At 41.8% G+C, this 15,300-nt stretch carries 14 protein-coding genes; 12 read left to right on the top strand and 2 right to left on the bottom strand.

What is annotated here, in order from left to right:
• Positions 1 to 12: 12 nt before the first annotated feature.
• The 7 genes from CDG62_RS16855 to rdgB all read left to right on the top strand — a co-directional run bounded on the left by CDG62_RS16855 (position 13) and on the right by rdgB (position 8,391).
• Positions 13 to 2,313 carry a TonB-dependent receptor gene (locus CDG62_RS16855; protein ID WP_087527638.1) on the top strand — a complete coding sequence of 767 codons (2,301 nt, stop codon included), beginning with the start codon at positions 13 to 15 and terminating at the stop codon, positions 2,311 to 2,313.
• A 98-nt stretch (positions 2,314 to 2,411) separates the two neighbouring features.
• Complete coding sequence (locus CDG62_RS16860; protein WP_213070683.1) at positions 2,412 to 3,095, top strand: Fe2+-dependent dioxygenase; 684 nt, start codon at positions 2,412 to 2,414, stop codon at positions 3,093 to 3,095.
• Between the two features lie 425 nt (positions 3,096 to 3,520).
• Positions 3,521 to 5,218: a 2-isopropylmalate synthase gene (leuA, locus tag CDG62_RS16865; RefSeq protein WP_087527640.1), complete on the top strand. Its 1,698-nt coding sequence runs from the start codon at positions 3,521 to 3,523 to the stop codon at positions 5,216 to 5,218.
• A 101-nt stretch (positions 5,219 to 5,319) separates the two neighbouring features.
• A complete protein-coding gene (gene metX / locus CDG62_RS16870) occupies positions 5,320 to 6,480 on the top strand; it encodes a homoserine O-succinyltransferase MetX (RefSeq protein ID WP_058868904.1) in 1,161 nt (386 codons plus the stop codon).
• Positions 6,480 to 7,073 (top strand): methionine biosynthesis protein MetW, encoded by a 594-nt coding sequence (gene metW / locus CDG62_RS16875; protein ID WP_087527641.1) that lies wholly within the window; start codon positions 6,480 to 6,482, stop codon positions 7,071 to 7,073. The genes metX and metW overlap by 1 nt, the downstream gene beginning before the upstream one ends.
• Entirely contained in the window at positions 7,070 to 7,660 is a 591-nt protein-coding gene (locus CDG62_RS16880; RefSeq protein WP_086209946.1) for a tetratricopeptide repeat protein, read from the top strand. The genes metW and CDG62_RS16880 overlap by 4 nt, the downstream gene beginning before the upstream one ends.
• 104 nt (positions 7,661 to 7,764) lie before the next feature.
• The gene (gene rdgB, locus CDG62_RS16885; protein ID WP_087527642.1) at positions 7,765 to 8,391 is read left to right on the top strand and encodes an RdgB/HAM1 family non-canonical purine NTP pyrophosphatase; all 627 of its coding nucleotides are present in this window, start codon (positions 7,765 to 7,767) and stop codon (positions 8,389 to 8,391) included.
• A gap of 121 nt (positions 8,392 to 8,512) precedes the next feature.
• On the opposite strand, the gene CDG62_RS16890 is transcribed toward rdgB, so the two are convergent.
• Positions 8,513 to 9,397, bottom strand: a complete 885-nt coding sequence (locus CDG62_RS16890; protein ID WP_087527643.1) for a permease — start codon at positions 9,395 to 9,397, stop codon at positions 8,513 to 8,515.
• A 160-nt stretch (positions 9,398 to 9,557) separates the two neighbouring features.
• Between CDG62_RS16890 and CDG62_RS16895 the strand changes: the two genes are divergently transcribed.
• The 4 genes from CDG62_RS16895 (at position 9,558) to CDG62_RS16910 (ending at position 13,513) form a co-directional block, all read left to right on the top strand.
• Positions 9,558 to 9,779, top strand: a complete 222-nt coding sequence (locus tag CDG62_RS16895) for a Sec-independent protein translocase subunit TatA (RefSeq protein ID WP_087527644.1) — start codon at positions 9,558 to 9,560, stop codon at positions 9,777 to 9,779.
• A gap of 17 nt (positions 9,780 to 9,796) precedes the next feature.
• Positions 9,797 to 10,255, top strand: coding sequence for a Sec-independent protein translocase protein TatB (tatB, locus tag CDG62_RS16900; RefSeq protein ID WP_087527645.1), 459 nt, complete (start codon positions 9,797 to 9,799; stop codon positions 10,253 to 10,255).
• The gene (tatC, locus tag CDG62_RS16905; protein WP_087527646.1) at positions 10,252 to 11,031 is read left to right on the top strand and encodes a twin-arginine translocase subunit TatC; all 780 of its coding nucleotides are present in this window, start codon (positions 10,252 to 10,254) and stop codon (positions 11,029 to 11,031) included. Before tatB ends, tatC begins: the two co-directional genes overlap by 4 nt.
• Positions 11,032 to 11,203: 172 nt before the next feature.
• Entirely contained in the window at positions 11,204 to 13,513 is a 2,310-nt protein-coding gene (locus CDG62_RS16910) for a PhoX family protein (RefSeq protein WP_087527647.1), read from the top strand.
• Between the two features lie 41 nt (positions 13,514 to 13,554).
• Here CDG62_RS16910 and CDG62_RS16915 read toward each other — a convergent pair whose 3' ends face one another.
• Positions 13,555 to 14,337, bottom strand: a complete 783-nt coding sequence (locus tag CDG62_RS16915) for an NRDE family protein (protein ID WP_087527648.1) — start codon at positions 14,335 to 14,337, stop codon at positions 13,555 to 13,557.
• A gap of 93 nt (positions 14,338 to 14,430) precedes the next feature.
• Here CDG62_RS16915 and lgt point away from each other — a divergent pair, with 93 nt between their 5' ends.
• Positions 14,431 to 15,243, top strand: coding sequence for a prolipoprotein diacylglyceryl transferase (gene lgt / locus CDG62_RS16920; protein ID WP_087527649.1), 813 nt, complete (start codon positions 14,431 to 14,433; stop codon positions 15,241 to 15,243).
• Positions 15,244 to 15,300 lie beyond the last annotated feature (57 nt).

Below are 15,300 nucleotides of genomic sequence, written 5' to 3' on the forward strand. Positions count from 1 at the left end.
ACTAGATTCGTTATGGCCTTCATCAAAACACGTAAAAAGCTGGTTTCTTCAGCAATCGCTTCAACTCTCTCTGTAGTTGCAGTCAATGCTGTTGCGCAAGATCAAATCGCGCAATTAGAAACAATTCACACGGAAGCGGCAGCAGAACAAAGTTTGAAAGTAGACAAATCTGCAAACAGCAAGTTCGTTGCTCCCCTACTCGACACACCAAAATCTGTTTCTGTTCTTTCTCAAAAATTACTCAAAGAAACCAATTCAAATACGCTATTAGAAGCATTACGTTATGAGCCTGGTATCACTTTAGGTGCTGGTGAAGGTGGTACACCATTTACGGATATGCCTTACATTCGTGGATATAGTGGTCAATCATCTATTTATGTCGATGGAGTCCGCAATACGACATCACAAAGTCGAGATATGTTCGCAATCGAACAAGTTGAAGTTATTAAAGGCTCTTCTTCTGCTCTTGGCGGTGGTGGTAGTGTCGGCGGCAGTATCAATCTCATTCCTAAAGTTGCACATGAAGGCGATGCTTACCAAGGTAGCGTACAAGGTGGCACCGATAACTATCGCCACATTCAACTCGATGCGAATAAAGATTTCGGCAACGGAATGGCTGGTCGCATTGTAGTCATGGGTCATGAAAATGAAAAAGCAGGACAACATGACGGTGCTGAATATGCTCGTGCAGGTATTGCAACAAATCTAGCTTTTGGTCTTGGTTCTGATACACGTGGCTCTGTTGGTTATTACTATTTACGTAGCAATGATGAACCAGATGCGGGTATTCCATTTAATAATGCAAACCCAAGCACCCCGCCAGCTGGCGTAACAGTAACACCAGGCGATGGTAAACCAGTTAGCGTTAAAGCGGGTACCTACTACGGCTGGAAAGCTCGTGATTTTGATAAGCGCGAAAATCAAATTGCAACATTGAAGTTAGAACATGATCTGAATGAAGATTTGACGTTGTCTAATATTGCTACCTATAACAAATCTAAATCTGATTATGTTTATACCAATGCCGATGACTCAAAAGGGAATATCTACAGAGGAACTGTTGCGCGTCGTGCTCTAACCCGTATTTTGGATACTGATGCGTATAGCGACCAATTATCATTGCGCGGTAAATTCAATACTGGTGCTTTGCAACACTCGTTTAATGTAGGAACCGAATGGAGCTTACAAGAAACCGATCAAGGAATGCATACATTTACCAATGCAGCAGGACAAACAACCTCTACTATTTTAACGTCTAATATCAACTCATGTAATTCAACTGCTGCAGCTCTTAATGGTTGGTGTACTAGTCTAAACAACCCAAACAATGGTCTCTTTACCGATACTATGGGCAGCATTAAAGGACAGTCCACTACGCGTAGTGAAACGATGTCTGTATATGCTTTAGACAGTATTGAATTTAATCCACAATGGCTCTTAAGCTTAGGTGTCCGTTGGGACAAATTTGAAACTGAGAAAAAATATAATAAAGATGTCTACGGAACAACTGCTGGTGCTTACAACTCAACAATTAGCATTCCTAAAGGTACAAAATACGAAAGTGACTCAGACTTTTTCACCTATCAAGCAGGCTTAGTCTACAAACCAACTGAAAATGGTAGTATTTACACCAGTTTTGCAACTTCTGCGAACCCAGTAGGGGTATTAGCAGAAGGTGACAGCAGTGACAATGCCTTAGGCACAACTGATATTATTAACAGCCTTAAACCTGAAGAAGCACGTACTTTTGAAATTGGAACCAAATGGGACTTATTTAATAATCGTGCCAACTTGACTGCTGCTATTTTCCGTACCGAAAAGCAGAATACACGTATCCAAATTGACTCGACGACGACTGCAAATGCGGGGGAAAGTAAAGTTGATGGATTTGAAGTAAGCTTAAACGGTAAAATTACCGACAAGTGGGAAGTAGCTACAGGGTATAGCTATCTAGATAGCGAAATCACCAAAGCTGCTTACAATGCAATTGCTCAAGAAGGTAAACCACTTCCATTTGTGGCGAAAAACAGCGCAACTTTATGGTCAACATACCGAGTGTTACCAAAGTTAACATTGGGCGCTGGTGCTGAATACCGTGACCAAGTTTATGTAAATACAACTGCACCTAAGTTTCTACCGACTTATACCATTTACAATGCAATGGCGAAATATGATATAAACCGTAATGTAAACGTTCAATTAAATGTGAATAACATTTCTGACAAACAATACTTTACCAGTGCACATGCAGCACACTATGCATTTGAAGGTAATGGTCGCAATGCGGTATTGGCAATCAACTTCAAATACTAAGTTTGATCTCCAAAAACTTTAGGGAAATAATCTAACTTAAACTAAAATAGCCTCATCGAGAGGCTATTTTTATAACAACCACATCAAGGATGTTCTCTGTGATTCATCACATTCCAAATGTATTATCAAAAGAGCAAGTAGCTGAATTTCGTCAATTGATGGAAACAGCAGACTGGGTTGGAGGAAAAGTGACTGCAGGAACTCTATCTGCCTCGGTCAAACAAAATCAACAACTCTCCGAACAAGATCCGTTAACCCATCATTTAAGCGATTTAGTCATTCAAGCCATTTGGAAACATCCCGTTTTTCAAGCTGCCGCTCTCCCACACCAAATTATTCCACCACTTTTTAACCGTTATGATGAACATGAAAGCTTTGGTTTTCATGTCGACAACTCCATTCGCCTAATCCGTGGTACAGCTCAACAACTCCGAACTGATCTTTCTTGCACACTATTCTTGAGCGAACCTGAAGAATATGACGGTGGCGATTTGGTCATAGAAGACACCTATGGCTACCATGAAGTTAAATTACCCGCAGGTGATGTTGTACTCTACCCTTCTACTAGCTTGCATGAAGTTAGTAGCATAACTCGCGGTACACGTTTCGCTTCTTTCTTTTGGGTACAAAGCTTGATTCGTGAAGATCAAAAAAGACATATGTTATTCAATTTAGATGAAAGTATTCGTCAACTTCGAGTAGATCATGGGGATACTTATCCTGAAGTTATGAAGCTCACCAATATCTATCACAACCTCATACGGATGTGGTCTGAACTGTAAATTTTACTTTGAATTGGGTGTAAGTTCTTTGGTCTATCCAAACAGATATGGTCATAGAGTTCTCATAACCTCCTCAAAAATTCGAATGAAATAAACTAAATTCGTGAAATAAAGAAAAAGATTAAACACATCTCAAAAATAAACGGAAATATTTCCCCTATATATCAAATTAAAGGGAAATATTTTTTCAGATACGACTAAAAGCCATAAAAAAAGAAAAATCTTTTCGGTCGAACTGGATTAAACTCTTAAATATAAGCTTACAAGGTTACTCACGGTAAATCTAAGTCGTATCAATTATTTACGTTTACAAACACCCTGAAGACTCCCTTGTAAATAGAGACCATAGACACAATCTATATCAATAGTAGGTTGCTTTTTCTTACCCACTCAAATGCAACCCATACTATGTAAGGAGTTACCTCATGATGTTGGCTGATCCAAGTAAAAAATATCGTCGCATGTACCAACGTGTTGACTTGCCAGACCGTCAATGGCCAAACAACGAAATTACAAAAGCGCCTATTTGGATGAGTACTGACCTACGTGATGGTAACCAAGCGATTTTTGAACCGATGGACATGGAACAAAAATTTAAAATGTTCCAAATGTTGGTGAAAATTGGATTCAAGAATATTGAAATCGGTTTCCCTTCAGCATCTCAAATTGACTTTGACTTTACCCGCAAATTGATCGAAGAAGGTCATATTCCAGATGACGTATACATTGAAGTTTTGGTTCAAGCACGTGATCATTTGATCCAACGTACTTTTGAATCTTTAGTCGGTGCAAAACGTGCGATTGTGCATATTTATAATTCAAATGCCCCAACCTTCCGTCAAAAAGTCTTAAATGTCGATGTTGCTGGTGCGAAGCAATTAGCAGTCAATGCAGCAAGCAAAGTGAAAGAATATGCAGCACAATATCCTGAAACCGAATGGGTGTTCCAATACAGCCCTGAGTGTTTCTCTGCAACCGAATTAGACGTTGCAAAAGACGTGTGTGATGCGGTCACTGAAATTTGGGAAGCTTCACCAAGCAACAAAGTGATTTTAAACTTACCTGCTACGGTTGAAGTTTCGACACCGAATGTTTATGCAGACCAAGTTGAATGGATGCACCGTAACATCGCACGTCGTGATGGCGTGATTATCTCTGTGCACTGTCACAACGACCGTGGCTGTGGGATTGCTGCCTCAGAGTTGGCCATTATGGCGGGTGCAGATCGTGTCGAAGGTTGTGTGTTTGGTAATGGCGAACGCACAGGTAATGTCGATGTTGCTGCAATTGCCTTGAACATGTATACCCAAGGCGTTGCACCAAACTTAGATTTCTCAAATATTAATGAAATTATTGCAACGGTAGAAGAATGTACAGGCTTGCCTGTTCACCCTCGCCACCCTTATGCAGGTGACTTGGTCTTCACAGCATTCTCGGGTTCACACCAAGATGCCATCAAAAAAGGCTTTGAGTTCCAAAAGAACGAAGAAATTTGGGATATGCCGTACTTACCAATCGACCCGAAAGACTTGGGCCGCGACTATGATGCTGTAATCCGCGTCAACTCGCAGTCAGGTAAAGGCGGTATTGCTTACTTGTTAGAAGCAAATTACAACGTGGTCTTGCCACGCCGTATCCAAATTGAATTCTCTCAAACCGTACAAAAACGTACCGATGAAGAAGGCACTGAAATTACCGCACAAGAAATTTGGAAATTGTTCAAAGAAACGTATGTGAACACCAAAGACACGCATTACTCGACCAAAAACTACCGTTTATATGACAACAACGGCAAACAAGTGGTTGAGCTTGAGGTTGAAGTGAATGGTGAAACGCAGCAATTACGTGGTGAAGGCAACGGCCCGATTTCTGCAATGTTAGATGCTTTACAGTTACCAATTGATGTCTTGAGCTATGAAGAGCGTGGTATTAGTTCGGGTGCCAATGCAAAAGCACTGGCTTTGGTTGAATTACAAGTCAAAGGCACAGGCAAATCTGCGTTCGGTGCGGGTATCCATGACAACATTGTGACCTCATCTATCGAAGCGATCATTGCGTGTACCAACCGCTTAATTGATCAAGGTGTGTTAAGCACAGATCAAGTGATTGCTGCTGCGGTATAAGTATTAGCAATAATAATTAGCACTAAAATGACTTTAGAAGGATACCCTCAAGTGGTATCCTTTTGTTTATTAACCCCAAAGATTTAAGGCGAATTATTCCTGTGTCTTTTCCTGCTGACTCCGTGGGTATCGTTAGTCCACAAAAGTTTACTTTTGAAGAGCCTTTAGAGCTCGAATGCGGTCGTATTCTCCCTCGTTACGAACTGATGGTTGAAACCTATGGTGAGCTTAATGCAGATAAATCCAATGCGATTTTAATTTGCCATGCGTTATCAGGCCATCATCATGCTGCAGGTTACCACCATGCTGACGATAAAAAACCAGGGTGGTGGGATGCTTGTATTGGCCCAGGCAAAGCGATTGATACGTCAAAATTTTTCGTGGTTGCACTGAACAATATTGGGGGCTGTAGCGGTTCAACAGGGCCAACTTCGCCAAACCCTGAAAATGATAACCGTCCTTATGGTCCTGACTTTCCTTTAGTCACCGTCCGTGACTGGGTTAAAACCCAAGCCATTTTATCCGATCATCTCGGTATTCAAGTCTGGAGCGCAGTGATTGGCGGTTCACTGGGCGGTATGCAAGCCTTGCAATGGTCGGTTGATTATCCTGATCGTTTGCAAAAATGCGTGATTATTGCCAGTGCGCCGAAACTGTCTGCTCAGAACATTGCCTTTAACGAAGTCGCACGCCAGTCAATTTTGTCTGATCCAGACTTCCATGATGGTCGCTACCTTGAAAATGATAGCTATCCCAAACGTGGCCTAATTTTGGCACGCATGGTCGGTCATATTACCTATCTATCTGAAGAAGCCATGAAGCAAAAATTTGGCCGCGACTTAAAGTCTGGCAAATTTATGTATGGTTTTGATGTCGAGTTCCAAGTCGAAAGCTATTTGCGCTATCAAGGTGAGCAGTTCAGCCGGAATTTCGACGCCAACACTTACCTGATTATGACCAAAGCTTTGGATTATTTTGATCCTTCTCGTGAGTATGAACAGTCTTTAGTTAAAGCCATGTCACAGACCAAGTGTCAGTTCCTAGTGGTGTCTTTTACCACTGACTGGCGTTTTACCCCGCAACGTTCACAAGAAATTGTGGATGCGCTGATTACCAACCATAAACCGGTGAGCTATTTAGATATCGATGCTGAACAAGGTCATGACTCGTTCTTGTTCCCGATTCCTTTGTATGTAAAAGCATTACGTGCATTTTTGGGCGGTTCTGAACACCTTCAAGCAACATCTCAGGAGGCTGTGTAATGCGTATTGATCATCAACTGGCAGAAAAATGGATCAAACCTGATTCCAGCGTACTCGATTTAGGCTGTGGCGACGGTGAATTACTGGCTCATATGAGCAAAAAGCACAATATTCGCGCATATGGACTGGAAATTGATCAAGAAAAGATTGCAATTGCGGTCAGTCGCGGGTTAAATATTATTCAACAAGACTTAAATTTGGGTTTAAGCCGCTTTGCAGACCAGTCTTTTGACTATGTCGTTATGGCACAAGCCTTGCAAGCAGTAGATGCACCAGATGTTTTATTACGTGATATGGTGCGCGTAGGGAAACAGGCAATTATTACATTTCCTAACTTTGCCCACTGGAAGACCCGTTCTTTCTTGGCACTGAAAGGAATGATGCCCGTTTCTGAAGCTTTGCCGTACATGTGGTATAACACACCCAATATCCACTTATGTACTTTCCGTGACTTTGAAGCACTTTGTGCGGAAAATAACATCAGAATTATTAATCGACTCGCTGTAAATGGGGATCAACAAGATAGTTTACTCAGTAAACGTCTCCCGAATTTGTTTGGTGAAGTCGCAATTTATCGAGTGAGCGCTCTATGAAAAAACTATTCTTAAGCACGACACTACTGGTTGGACTTTTGAGCATTCAAGCTCATGCAGATTATGTTTCCCCAACCACGTCTGTTGCGAGTCAAGCTGCACAATATTCTGTTATGGATATCAATAGCTTAATTAAAGCGGCAAAAGCAGGTCAGCCTGCTGCACAGTTCTATCTTGCAACCAAGTACCAACAAGGCAAAGACATTGCTGCAGATGAACGACAGGCTTTTGCTTGGTATAAAGCTGCTGCTGATCAAGGTCTTTCGGCGGCTCAGCTGAATGTGGGACGTATGCTTGCAGATGGTCTAGGCACCAAGAAAGATGAATCTTTAGCACGTCAATACTTTGAAAAAGCAGCCAGCCGTGGTGATAACCGCGCGAGCTTTAACTTAGCCATGATGGAAGAGCAAAAGAAAAACTACATGGGTGCTTACCAATGGTATGAGCTTTCAACCCGTGATGGCATGCTCGACAATAAAGTAATCACGCTTTCTGAAGGCAAGAAAACAGCCTTGGCGGCAAACTTAACCCAAGATCAAATTCGTCAAGCACGTGACCGTGCAGACAAGTGGATTCAAGCCCAATAAGCTTTTATTTCCATATTCAGCACCTTCGGGTGCTTTTTTATTGCCTATCCATGAGTCGGACTTGTTAAAATAACCGCATAGTTTTTAAAGCACGGATCTTTCACATGGCATCAACTGATTGGTTATCTCAAGGCACGTTAGTCCTCGCAAGCAATAACAAAGGTAAAATTGCTGAATTTGAAAAATTATTTGCAGAACTCAACTTACCTGTCGAAGTGATTGCTCAAGGTAAATTGAATATTGAAGATGCCATTGAAGATGGTTTGAGCTTTGTCGAAAATGCAATTATTAAAGCGCGCCATGCTTCTAGAATTTCAGGAAAACCAGCCATTGCAGATGACTCAGGGATTTGTGTTCCAGTTTTAGGTGGTGCACCAGGGATTTACTCTGCGCGTTATGCAGGTGAACACGGCGATGATGCGGCCAATAACCAAAAGCTATTAGCTGAACTCAAGCCACTGCGTAAAGAAGGTGAGACGATTGAAGGCATGTTTGTATGCGTTTTAGCCTTAGTACAACATGCCGATGATCCTCTTCCACAAATTTTCCAAGGTATTTGGAAAGGTGAAGTACTCGAGGCTGCTCGCGGTGAAAATGGTTTTGGTTATGACCCACTGTTTTGGTTACCGAACTTAGGACTCTCAAGTGCAGAAATGAGCAAAGAAGAAAAAAATAAAATCAGCCATCGTGGTCAGGCGATGCAACTGTTTAAAGCCAGTTTAGAACAATAAAAAATAAGCTGCTCAATGTTGCCCCTTCTCCCTTTTGGGAGGATGGTGGCAAGAGGTTTTCTATATTCCATCTATCACCCTTGCGCAGCAGTACGATGCATTTCTAGCTAGAAGTGAGTGCTTAGATCACAGCAAATACATGCAGCAATAGGCCATAAATACTCACCACGACACAGCTGATGATTGTACCTGAAGCAATGTATTTTGCCGACGTGCCTGTACCCTGATAATGCGTTTCCAAAGCCACAATATTGGCGGCTGGCGGTAAACAAAACAATAAGAACATCACCCCAATATATTGTTCAATATTAGGAATAGCGACGTAACGATAACTCAGCCCACACAGCACCGCGCCACATGCTAATTTTAACAAAGCCGTCCGACTACTTTGCCACAAGTCCGCTTTCTCAACTTTGGTGTGCCTCAACCACATGCCCAATACACACATACCAGAGAAGCTCATACCAAATTTGGCTAAACTATAAACCACATCAATCAGATCATGCTGTGACCAATGTTGCACCCCAACAGAACGAAAAATAAGGGCCAGAATCAAAGCAATCATGGGTGGAGCACAGAGTACTTTTTTTAAAATTAATGAAAAAGGTAACGGTGTTTGGCTCACGGCCGTCACAGCCCAAAGATTGCCAAAAATAGAGCCGCCGATATATAAAGCCACCATCGCTGGACTAATTTTTGTGCCAAACAATGCAATCGCAAAAGGAAAGCCTAGCCATGCCATATTGACATAACTAAAACATAAGGCACTTAATTTATTCTTTGAAAAATAGTGGAAAAAGTAAAATAAGAGCACTGCCACGACAAAACTGAATAGCATCAGACTGAAGCTACCAGCCTGATAAAACACCATGTTGTAGACAATCACAATCGGAATAAAACAACGTGCTAAAAGACTTGAAAAGCCTGTTTTCAACCGTGTTGCCAACGGGGTGGATGCAAGGAATAAACCACTAAGAAAGGCCAACAGAGGCAGCAGCAACGTCACTTCAACATCCTTGAAATTTCACCTAATCATCATAACACCGCTTTTTCTCAAAATCTGTGCGAAGCAATCATCTTGTCTTGAAATTGAAACATCATCGTCACCGCAATGTCACACAAGACTGTTGATATAGGGAAAACGAAAAAATGATGAGGATCTACCCATGGCGGGACTATCAATTTGGCACGTACTAATTTTTGCAATTGTGGTTATTCTTCTTTTTGGCACAGCCAAGCTTAAGAACTTAGGCAAAGATGTCGGTGGTGCAGTGAAAGACTTTAAGAAATCAATCCGTGATGAGGATGCTGAAGCAGCTCAGCTAAATGAACCCCGCACCTTAGAACATCAGAATAGCAACCCAACCAACTCAACCGTCAAACATTAAGTCATTGGAGTTTTGCGATGCTCAATATCGGCATGACAGAGCTTTTGGTGTTCGGCATTATTACACTATTGGTTCTTGGACCAGAGAAGTTACCTGAAGCAGCGCGCTTTGCAGGAAAGTGGTATGGCAAAGTCAAACGTATGGTCAGTAATGTGCAAAATGACATTGACCGTGAGCTGCGCATGTCCGAATTACGTGAGCAAATGCAAAATGAAATGAAGCGAATTCAGGAGCTTGAACAAAAAATGCAAGCTCAGATGCAACACATACAACAACAAAATATTTTGGCAAATGAAAAGTACCAAGAAACTGCCACACTCGATAATAAAAATATCTCCCATACTTATCAGTATGTGAATCAAAAGACACCCGTATTACTTACACTTCAACCTATAAAACCAAAGTCATCTATAGATTCAGTGACTTATTTGGGCTGTGTTCAAAATCGCTTTGAACCGATGCGGGAGGCTGTATGAAATCTAATAACTTAAGCCCCACAGTGACTCAAGACTCAGATCAACTGTTGCTTGAAGAAATGCCGATTACGAAACACTTGATTATCTTAAGAGGTCATTTATTTAAAATCGTCGGTTTAATTCTGATTTTGTTTTTCTGTTTATTGCCCTTTGCCAATCAAAGCTACCAAATGCTATCTGAACCCTTACGAGCACAACTTCCAGTTAGCTCGTCTATGATTGCAACAGATGTTACTGCTACCTTTATGGCACCATTTAAACTGAACTTTTTTGTAGCCCTCATGCTGGCCATGCCTTTTATCATTTATCAGCTTTGGGCTTTTGTAAAACCTGCGCTATACGAAAAAGAAAAATCACTCGCAATGCCTCTTTTGGTTGGTAGTATTGCTTTGTTTTATGCTGGTGTAGCTTTCGCTTATTTGATTGCACTGCCATCCATTTTGCACTTTTTTATCAGTGTTTCCCCTGACACCGTGGCTCCAATGACAGACATCAACAGCTATCTCAGCTTCTGTCTAAAACTGTTTTTGGTTTTTGGCTTAACATTTGAAATTCCTATTGTTACGTTGATACTCATCTTGATTGGTGTGGTAAGTACCCAACAATTGGTTGAAAAACGAAAGTTCATTATTGTCGGCTGTTTTTTTGTTGCTATGTTTGTGACCCCGCCAGATGCCCTTTCAATGATTATGCTCGCGATACCAATGTGGCTTTTATTTGAGATTGGTCTTTTTTTTGGAAAATTGATTGAAAAAAAACGAGCGTCTGAAGCTTAAGCTTCTTCGATTGAAAACAATGAGCGGGCAAAATTGCCTGCTTTTTTATGGCAAAACGAACTAACGATCATTTCATGTTTTTGACATATAAACTTCACCACCTTGTCATATTGGCGCTTTACCTTGTTTGTAACTTTCTAAAAACGACCAAGCAAAGACGCTAGGAAAAGACATGACATATCAAGCCCCGTATCACGAAGACCAAGAACTCGATAACAATAACTCAAGCAATACGCATTTTCGCGATATTTTAGAAAAACACATTTCACGCCGTAGCTTAATTAAGAAAACTGCAAGTGGCGCGGCTGCGTTAGCATTAGCATCAAGCTTAACAGCGTGTGGAGATGATGATAATTCTACAAACAATGAAACAACTCCTCCAACCGATCCAAACGTACGACCACAGAAATTGACATTTACCCCAGTTGATAAAAACTTAAATGACTGGGTTACAGTGCCTGAAGGCTATACAGCAACTGTACTCTATGCAATGGGCGATTCTATTAACCCAGCCTATGCAGCTTGGGATGACCAAAATATTCCATCTGGTCCGAGTTTTCAATTCCGTTCAGGTGATTGCCATGATGGTATGAGTTTTTTTGGTTTAAATAACACAACTGGCCGTTATGATTCGTCTGCGTCAGAACAAGGTCTTTTGGTGATGAATCATGAATACATCAACCCAACATTCCTACATCCTCAAGGGCCAACTAAACCCAATGGCCGACGTCCTGAAGACGAAGTAATTCGTGAAGTCAATGCACATGGTGTCTCCGTAGTTCACATCAAGAAAGACAAGACAAATCAGAAAGTTGAAATTGTACAAAATTCTATTTTCAATCGTCGTATTACAGGCTCAACAATCATGGACTTTAATGGTCCAGTTGCTGGTAACTCTTTACTTGCAACACAATATTCACCTGTGGGGCTCAAAACTCGTGGCACGCACAACAACTGTGGTAATGGCTACACACCTTGGGGTACATATTTAACTACAGAAGAGAACTTTATTGGATATTTCAAACGTTCAGGTGCAGATGAATATGCAGGACGCTCAGACAAAGAAAAAATTGCACTCAAACGTTACGGCTTAGGTTTAAGCATCGATTATCTATACGAAAAAAATGCAGATGGCACCCCTAAAAAAGATGAGAAAGGGCAAATTATTTATATTCTTGATGGTTCAGGTAAAAAAATTCCGAATAAAGATGCACAAAACCGTACTGCCTATTTGGATACAAACTCACGCTATGCTTGGGAAACAGCCGTTGGCTCAATTGAATCTCAAGATTTATATGATCGTTGGGATGCTTCCATGAAAGGTGTAACAACTGCACAAGATTTCCGTAATGGTCCAAATACATTTGGTTGGATTGTTGAAATTGACCCATTTGATGGTCGTCAAAATCCTGTGAAACGTACTGCACTCGGTCGTTTTGCACATGAAGACTGTCGAGCAAGCCGTGCGATTGAAGGTCAACCATTTGCCTTCTACATGGGAGATGACTCGCGTGGTGAATACATCTATAAATTTGTCTCTGATGCAAAATGGGATCCTAAAGATATCAACACTGGTTATCGTGCAGGCGACAAATACATGAACAATGGTAAGTTCTATGTTGCCAAGTTTAATGCCGATGGTACAGGACAATGGGTTGAATTAACGTATGGGAAAAATGGGCTAAATGAACAAAACGTCATTTATCCATTTAATTCTCAAGCTGAAGTGCTTACATTTGCTCGTTTAGCAGGTGATACCGTCGGTGCAACGAAAATGGATCGTCCTGAATGGGTCGCTGTGAATCCAGAAAATGGCGAAGTCTATGTCACACTCACCAACAACTCGAACCGAGGAACAAGCTATACAACAGATGCAGCAAATCCTCGAAACTATACCGATCCTGAAGGTGGTAAAGGGAATGTAAATGGCCATATCATTCGTTTCAAAGAAGAAAATTCAGCTGCTGAAACTTTTGAGTGGGATATTTACTTGTTTGGTGCGGAAGCATCCATGGATTCAAACATCAACCTTTCAGGGTTGAATGACCGCAACGACTTATCTTCACCTGATGGTATGTGGTTTGACCCTCGTGGTGTGCTTTGGATTCAAACAGATGATGGTGCATATACGGATGTCACTAACTGTATGATGCTTGCAGCTTTACCAGGTCAAGTTGGTGATGGTGGCGTTGCAACAACCTCTAATAACCAGACCACTCTTATGGGAGCTAAAGTCACGGATGAAAACTTACGTCGCTTCTTAACAGGTCCTGCAGAATGTGAAATTACAGGGGTAACGATGACACCAGATCACAAAGCCATTTTCATTAATGTACAGCACCCAGGTGAAGACTCTAAGAGCTTTGATGCACCAACCAGCCACTGGCCTGCAAGCCAAACAGATCGTGCAAATAATACAGCTCGTCCTCGTTCAGCCACAGTGGTTATTACACGAAATGATGGTGGTCTAATTGCAGGTTAAATAACGCACTTGTAAAAATGCCGACTTCATGTCGGCATTTTTTATAGCTCAAATGGCACAATTTGTTCCGTAATTTTTCCTTTAAACTCGCCTTGCTGCTGCTTTTCAAGCCAAGACCAATGTTCATGGGTCATGCGTAGGAAGTTAGAACAACGTGTCCCATAAATAGGACTTTGAATAAAGGTCGAAGACAATAATTCTTCCATCTCCTGACTAATACCAGTTTGCGGTAACAAGCCTGAAATAATCTTACGCTCATCCTCCAAAATATCCCAAGCTGCCGTCCCTAACTCACTTTGTAAGCTGTTCGCTTGTTGCAACATCGGTAAAAACTCTTGGGTAAAGCGTTGACGTAAATGTTTGGTTTTTTCCCAATGTTCAGTCATCAAACCATTAGACACCACATATACGCCTTTCGGAAGAACCTGTGGTGCTTCACCACGATTGCTCATATAAACCGCCTGATGCCGATCCCCCATAAAAAGATTAAAACCCGCATAGTCACATTGTTTTTTCTCTAAGTCTTGTGCAAAACGAATGGGCGTTTGTTCAGACTCTAAAAAAGATTGAATCAAATGTCCACGAGACGTTGGATAGCTAGTTTGATCCCGTCCATCACGAAAATTGGTCAAAACTGCCCAACGTCCTGTGGGCGTTATACCCATCCATGTACCACCAGACTGCAAATCTTGCCCTGCAATAATCGGACTATTTTCCCATTGCTTTAAATGACTCGAAGGACGCTGATAGAACTCATCTCGATTTGAAATCAAACACAATGGCAAATCGTCCAAGACTTGCCATGCTATTGCCACAATACACATAAACGATACTCATCATCTTTACACATTGAATGTACAACATTTTTCATCTCTTTCAGCTAAAATCTGTTCAAAACATAATGACTAGGAATATGCATGCTGACCTATCCAAATATTGATCCCGTCGCAATCGCACTTGGCCCTTTACAGGTGCATTGGTACGGACTGATGTATTTATTGGCCTTTTTATTTGCTTGGGGACTTGCAAGCTACCGCGCGAAAGAACGTGGTTGGACACCTGACATGGTTTCCGATCTGATCTTCTATGGTGCTCTAGGTGTGGTAATTGGTGGTCGTGTCGGTTACGTCTTCTTTTATGGCTTTGAGCAATTCCTTGCCAACCCTGTTTGGCTATTCCAAGTCTGGACAGGTGGTATGAGTTTCCACGGCGGTTTCTTGGGTGTAATGCTTGCCATGCTGTTCTGGTGTAAGAAGTACGCCATGACATGGTTCCAAACCCTAGACTTCATTGCTCCCTGTGTACCTACAGGTCTTATGTTTGGACGCTTTGGTAACTTTATTGGTGGGGAACTCTATGGACGCCCTGTAAGCGACCCGAACTTTGCGCTCGGTATGATCTTTCCAACCGACCCATTACAACTGGTTCGTCACCCCTCTCAACTCTATCAAGCCTTTTTTGAAGGCTTACTGCTGTTCATCGTCTTGTGGTGGTTCAGCTCAAAACCACGTCCACGTATGGCTGTGTCTGCCCTCTTCCTGATTGGTTATGGTATGGCCCGCTTCATCGTAGAGTTCTTCCGTGAGCCTGACAATGGACAGTTGTTTATTGCATGGATGAGTAAAGGCCAATTCCTTAGTCTACCAATGATTTTGGTCGGCGCGTGGATGATGTGGTACGCCTATCACAAGAACATCTATGATTGGGGGCCACAAAAGAAGAATGGCTAATCCGATGAGTGGATAAAATATTGGGGGCATTGTTGCCCCCTTTTTTAGGGCCAAACT

Origin of the sequence: Acinetobacter sp. WCHA55 (assembly GCF_002165305.2) — a bacterium.
GTDB lineage: Bacteria > Pseudomonadota > Gammaproteobacteria > Pseudomonadales > Moraxellaceae > Acinetobacter.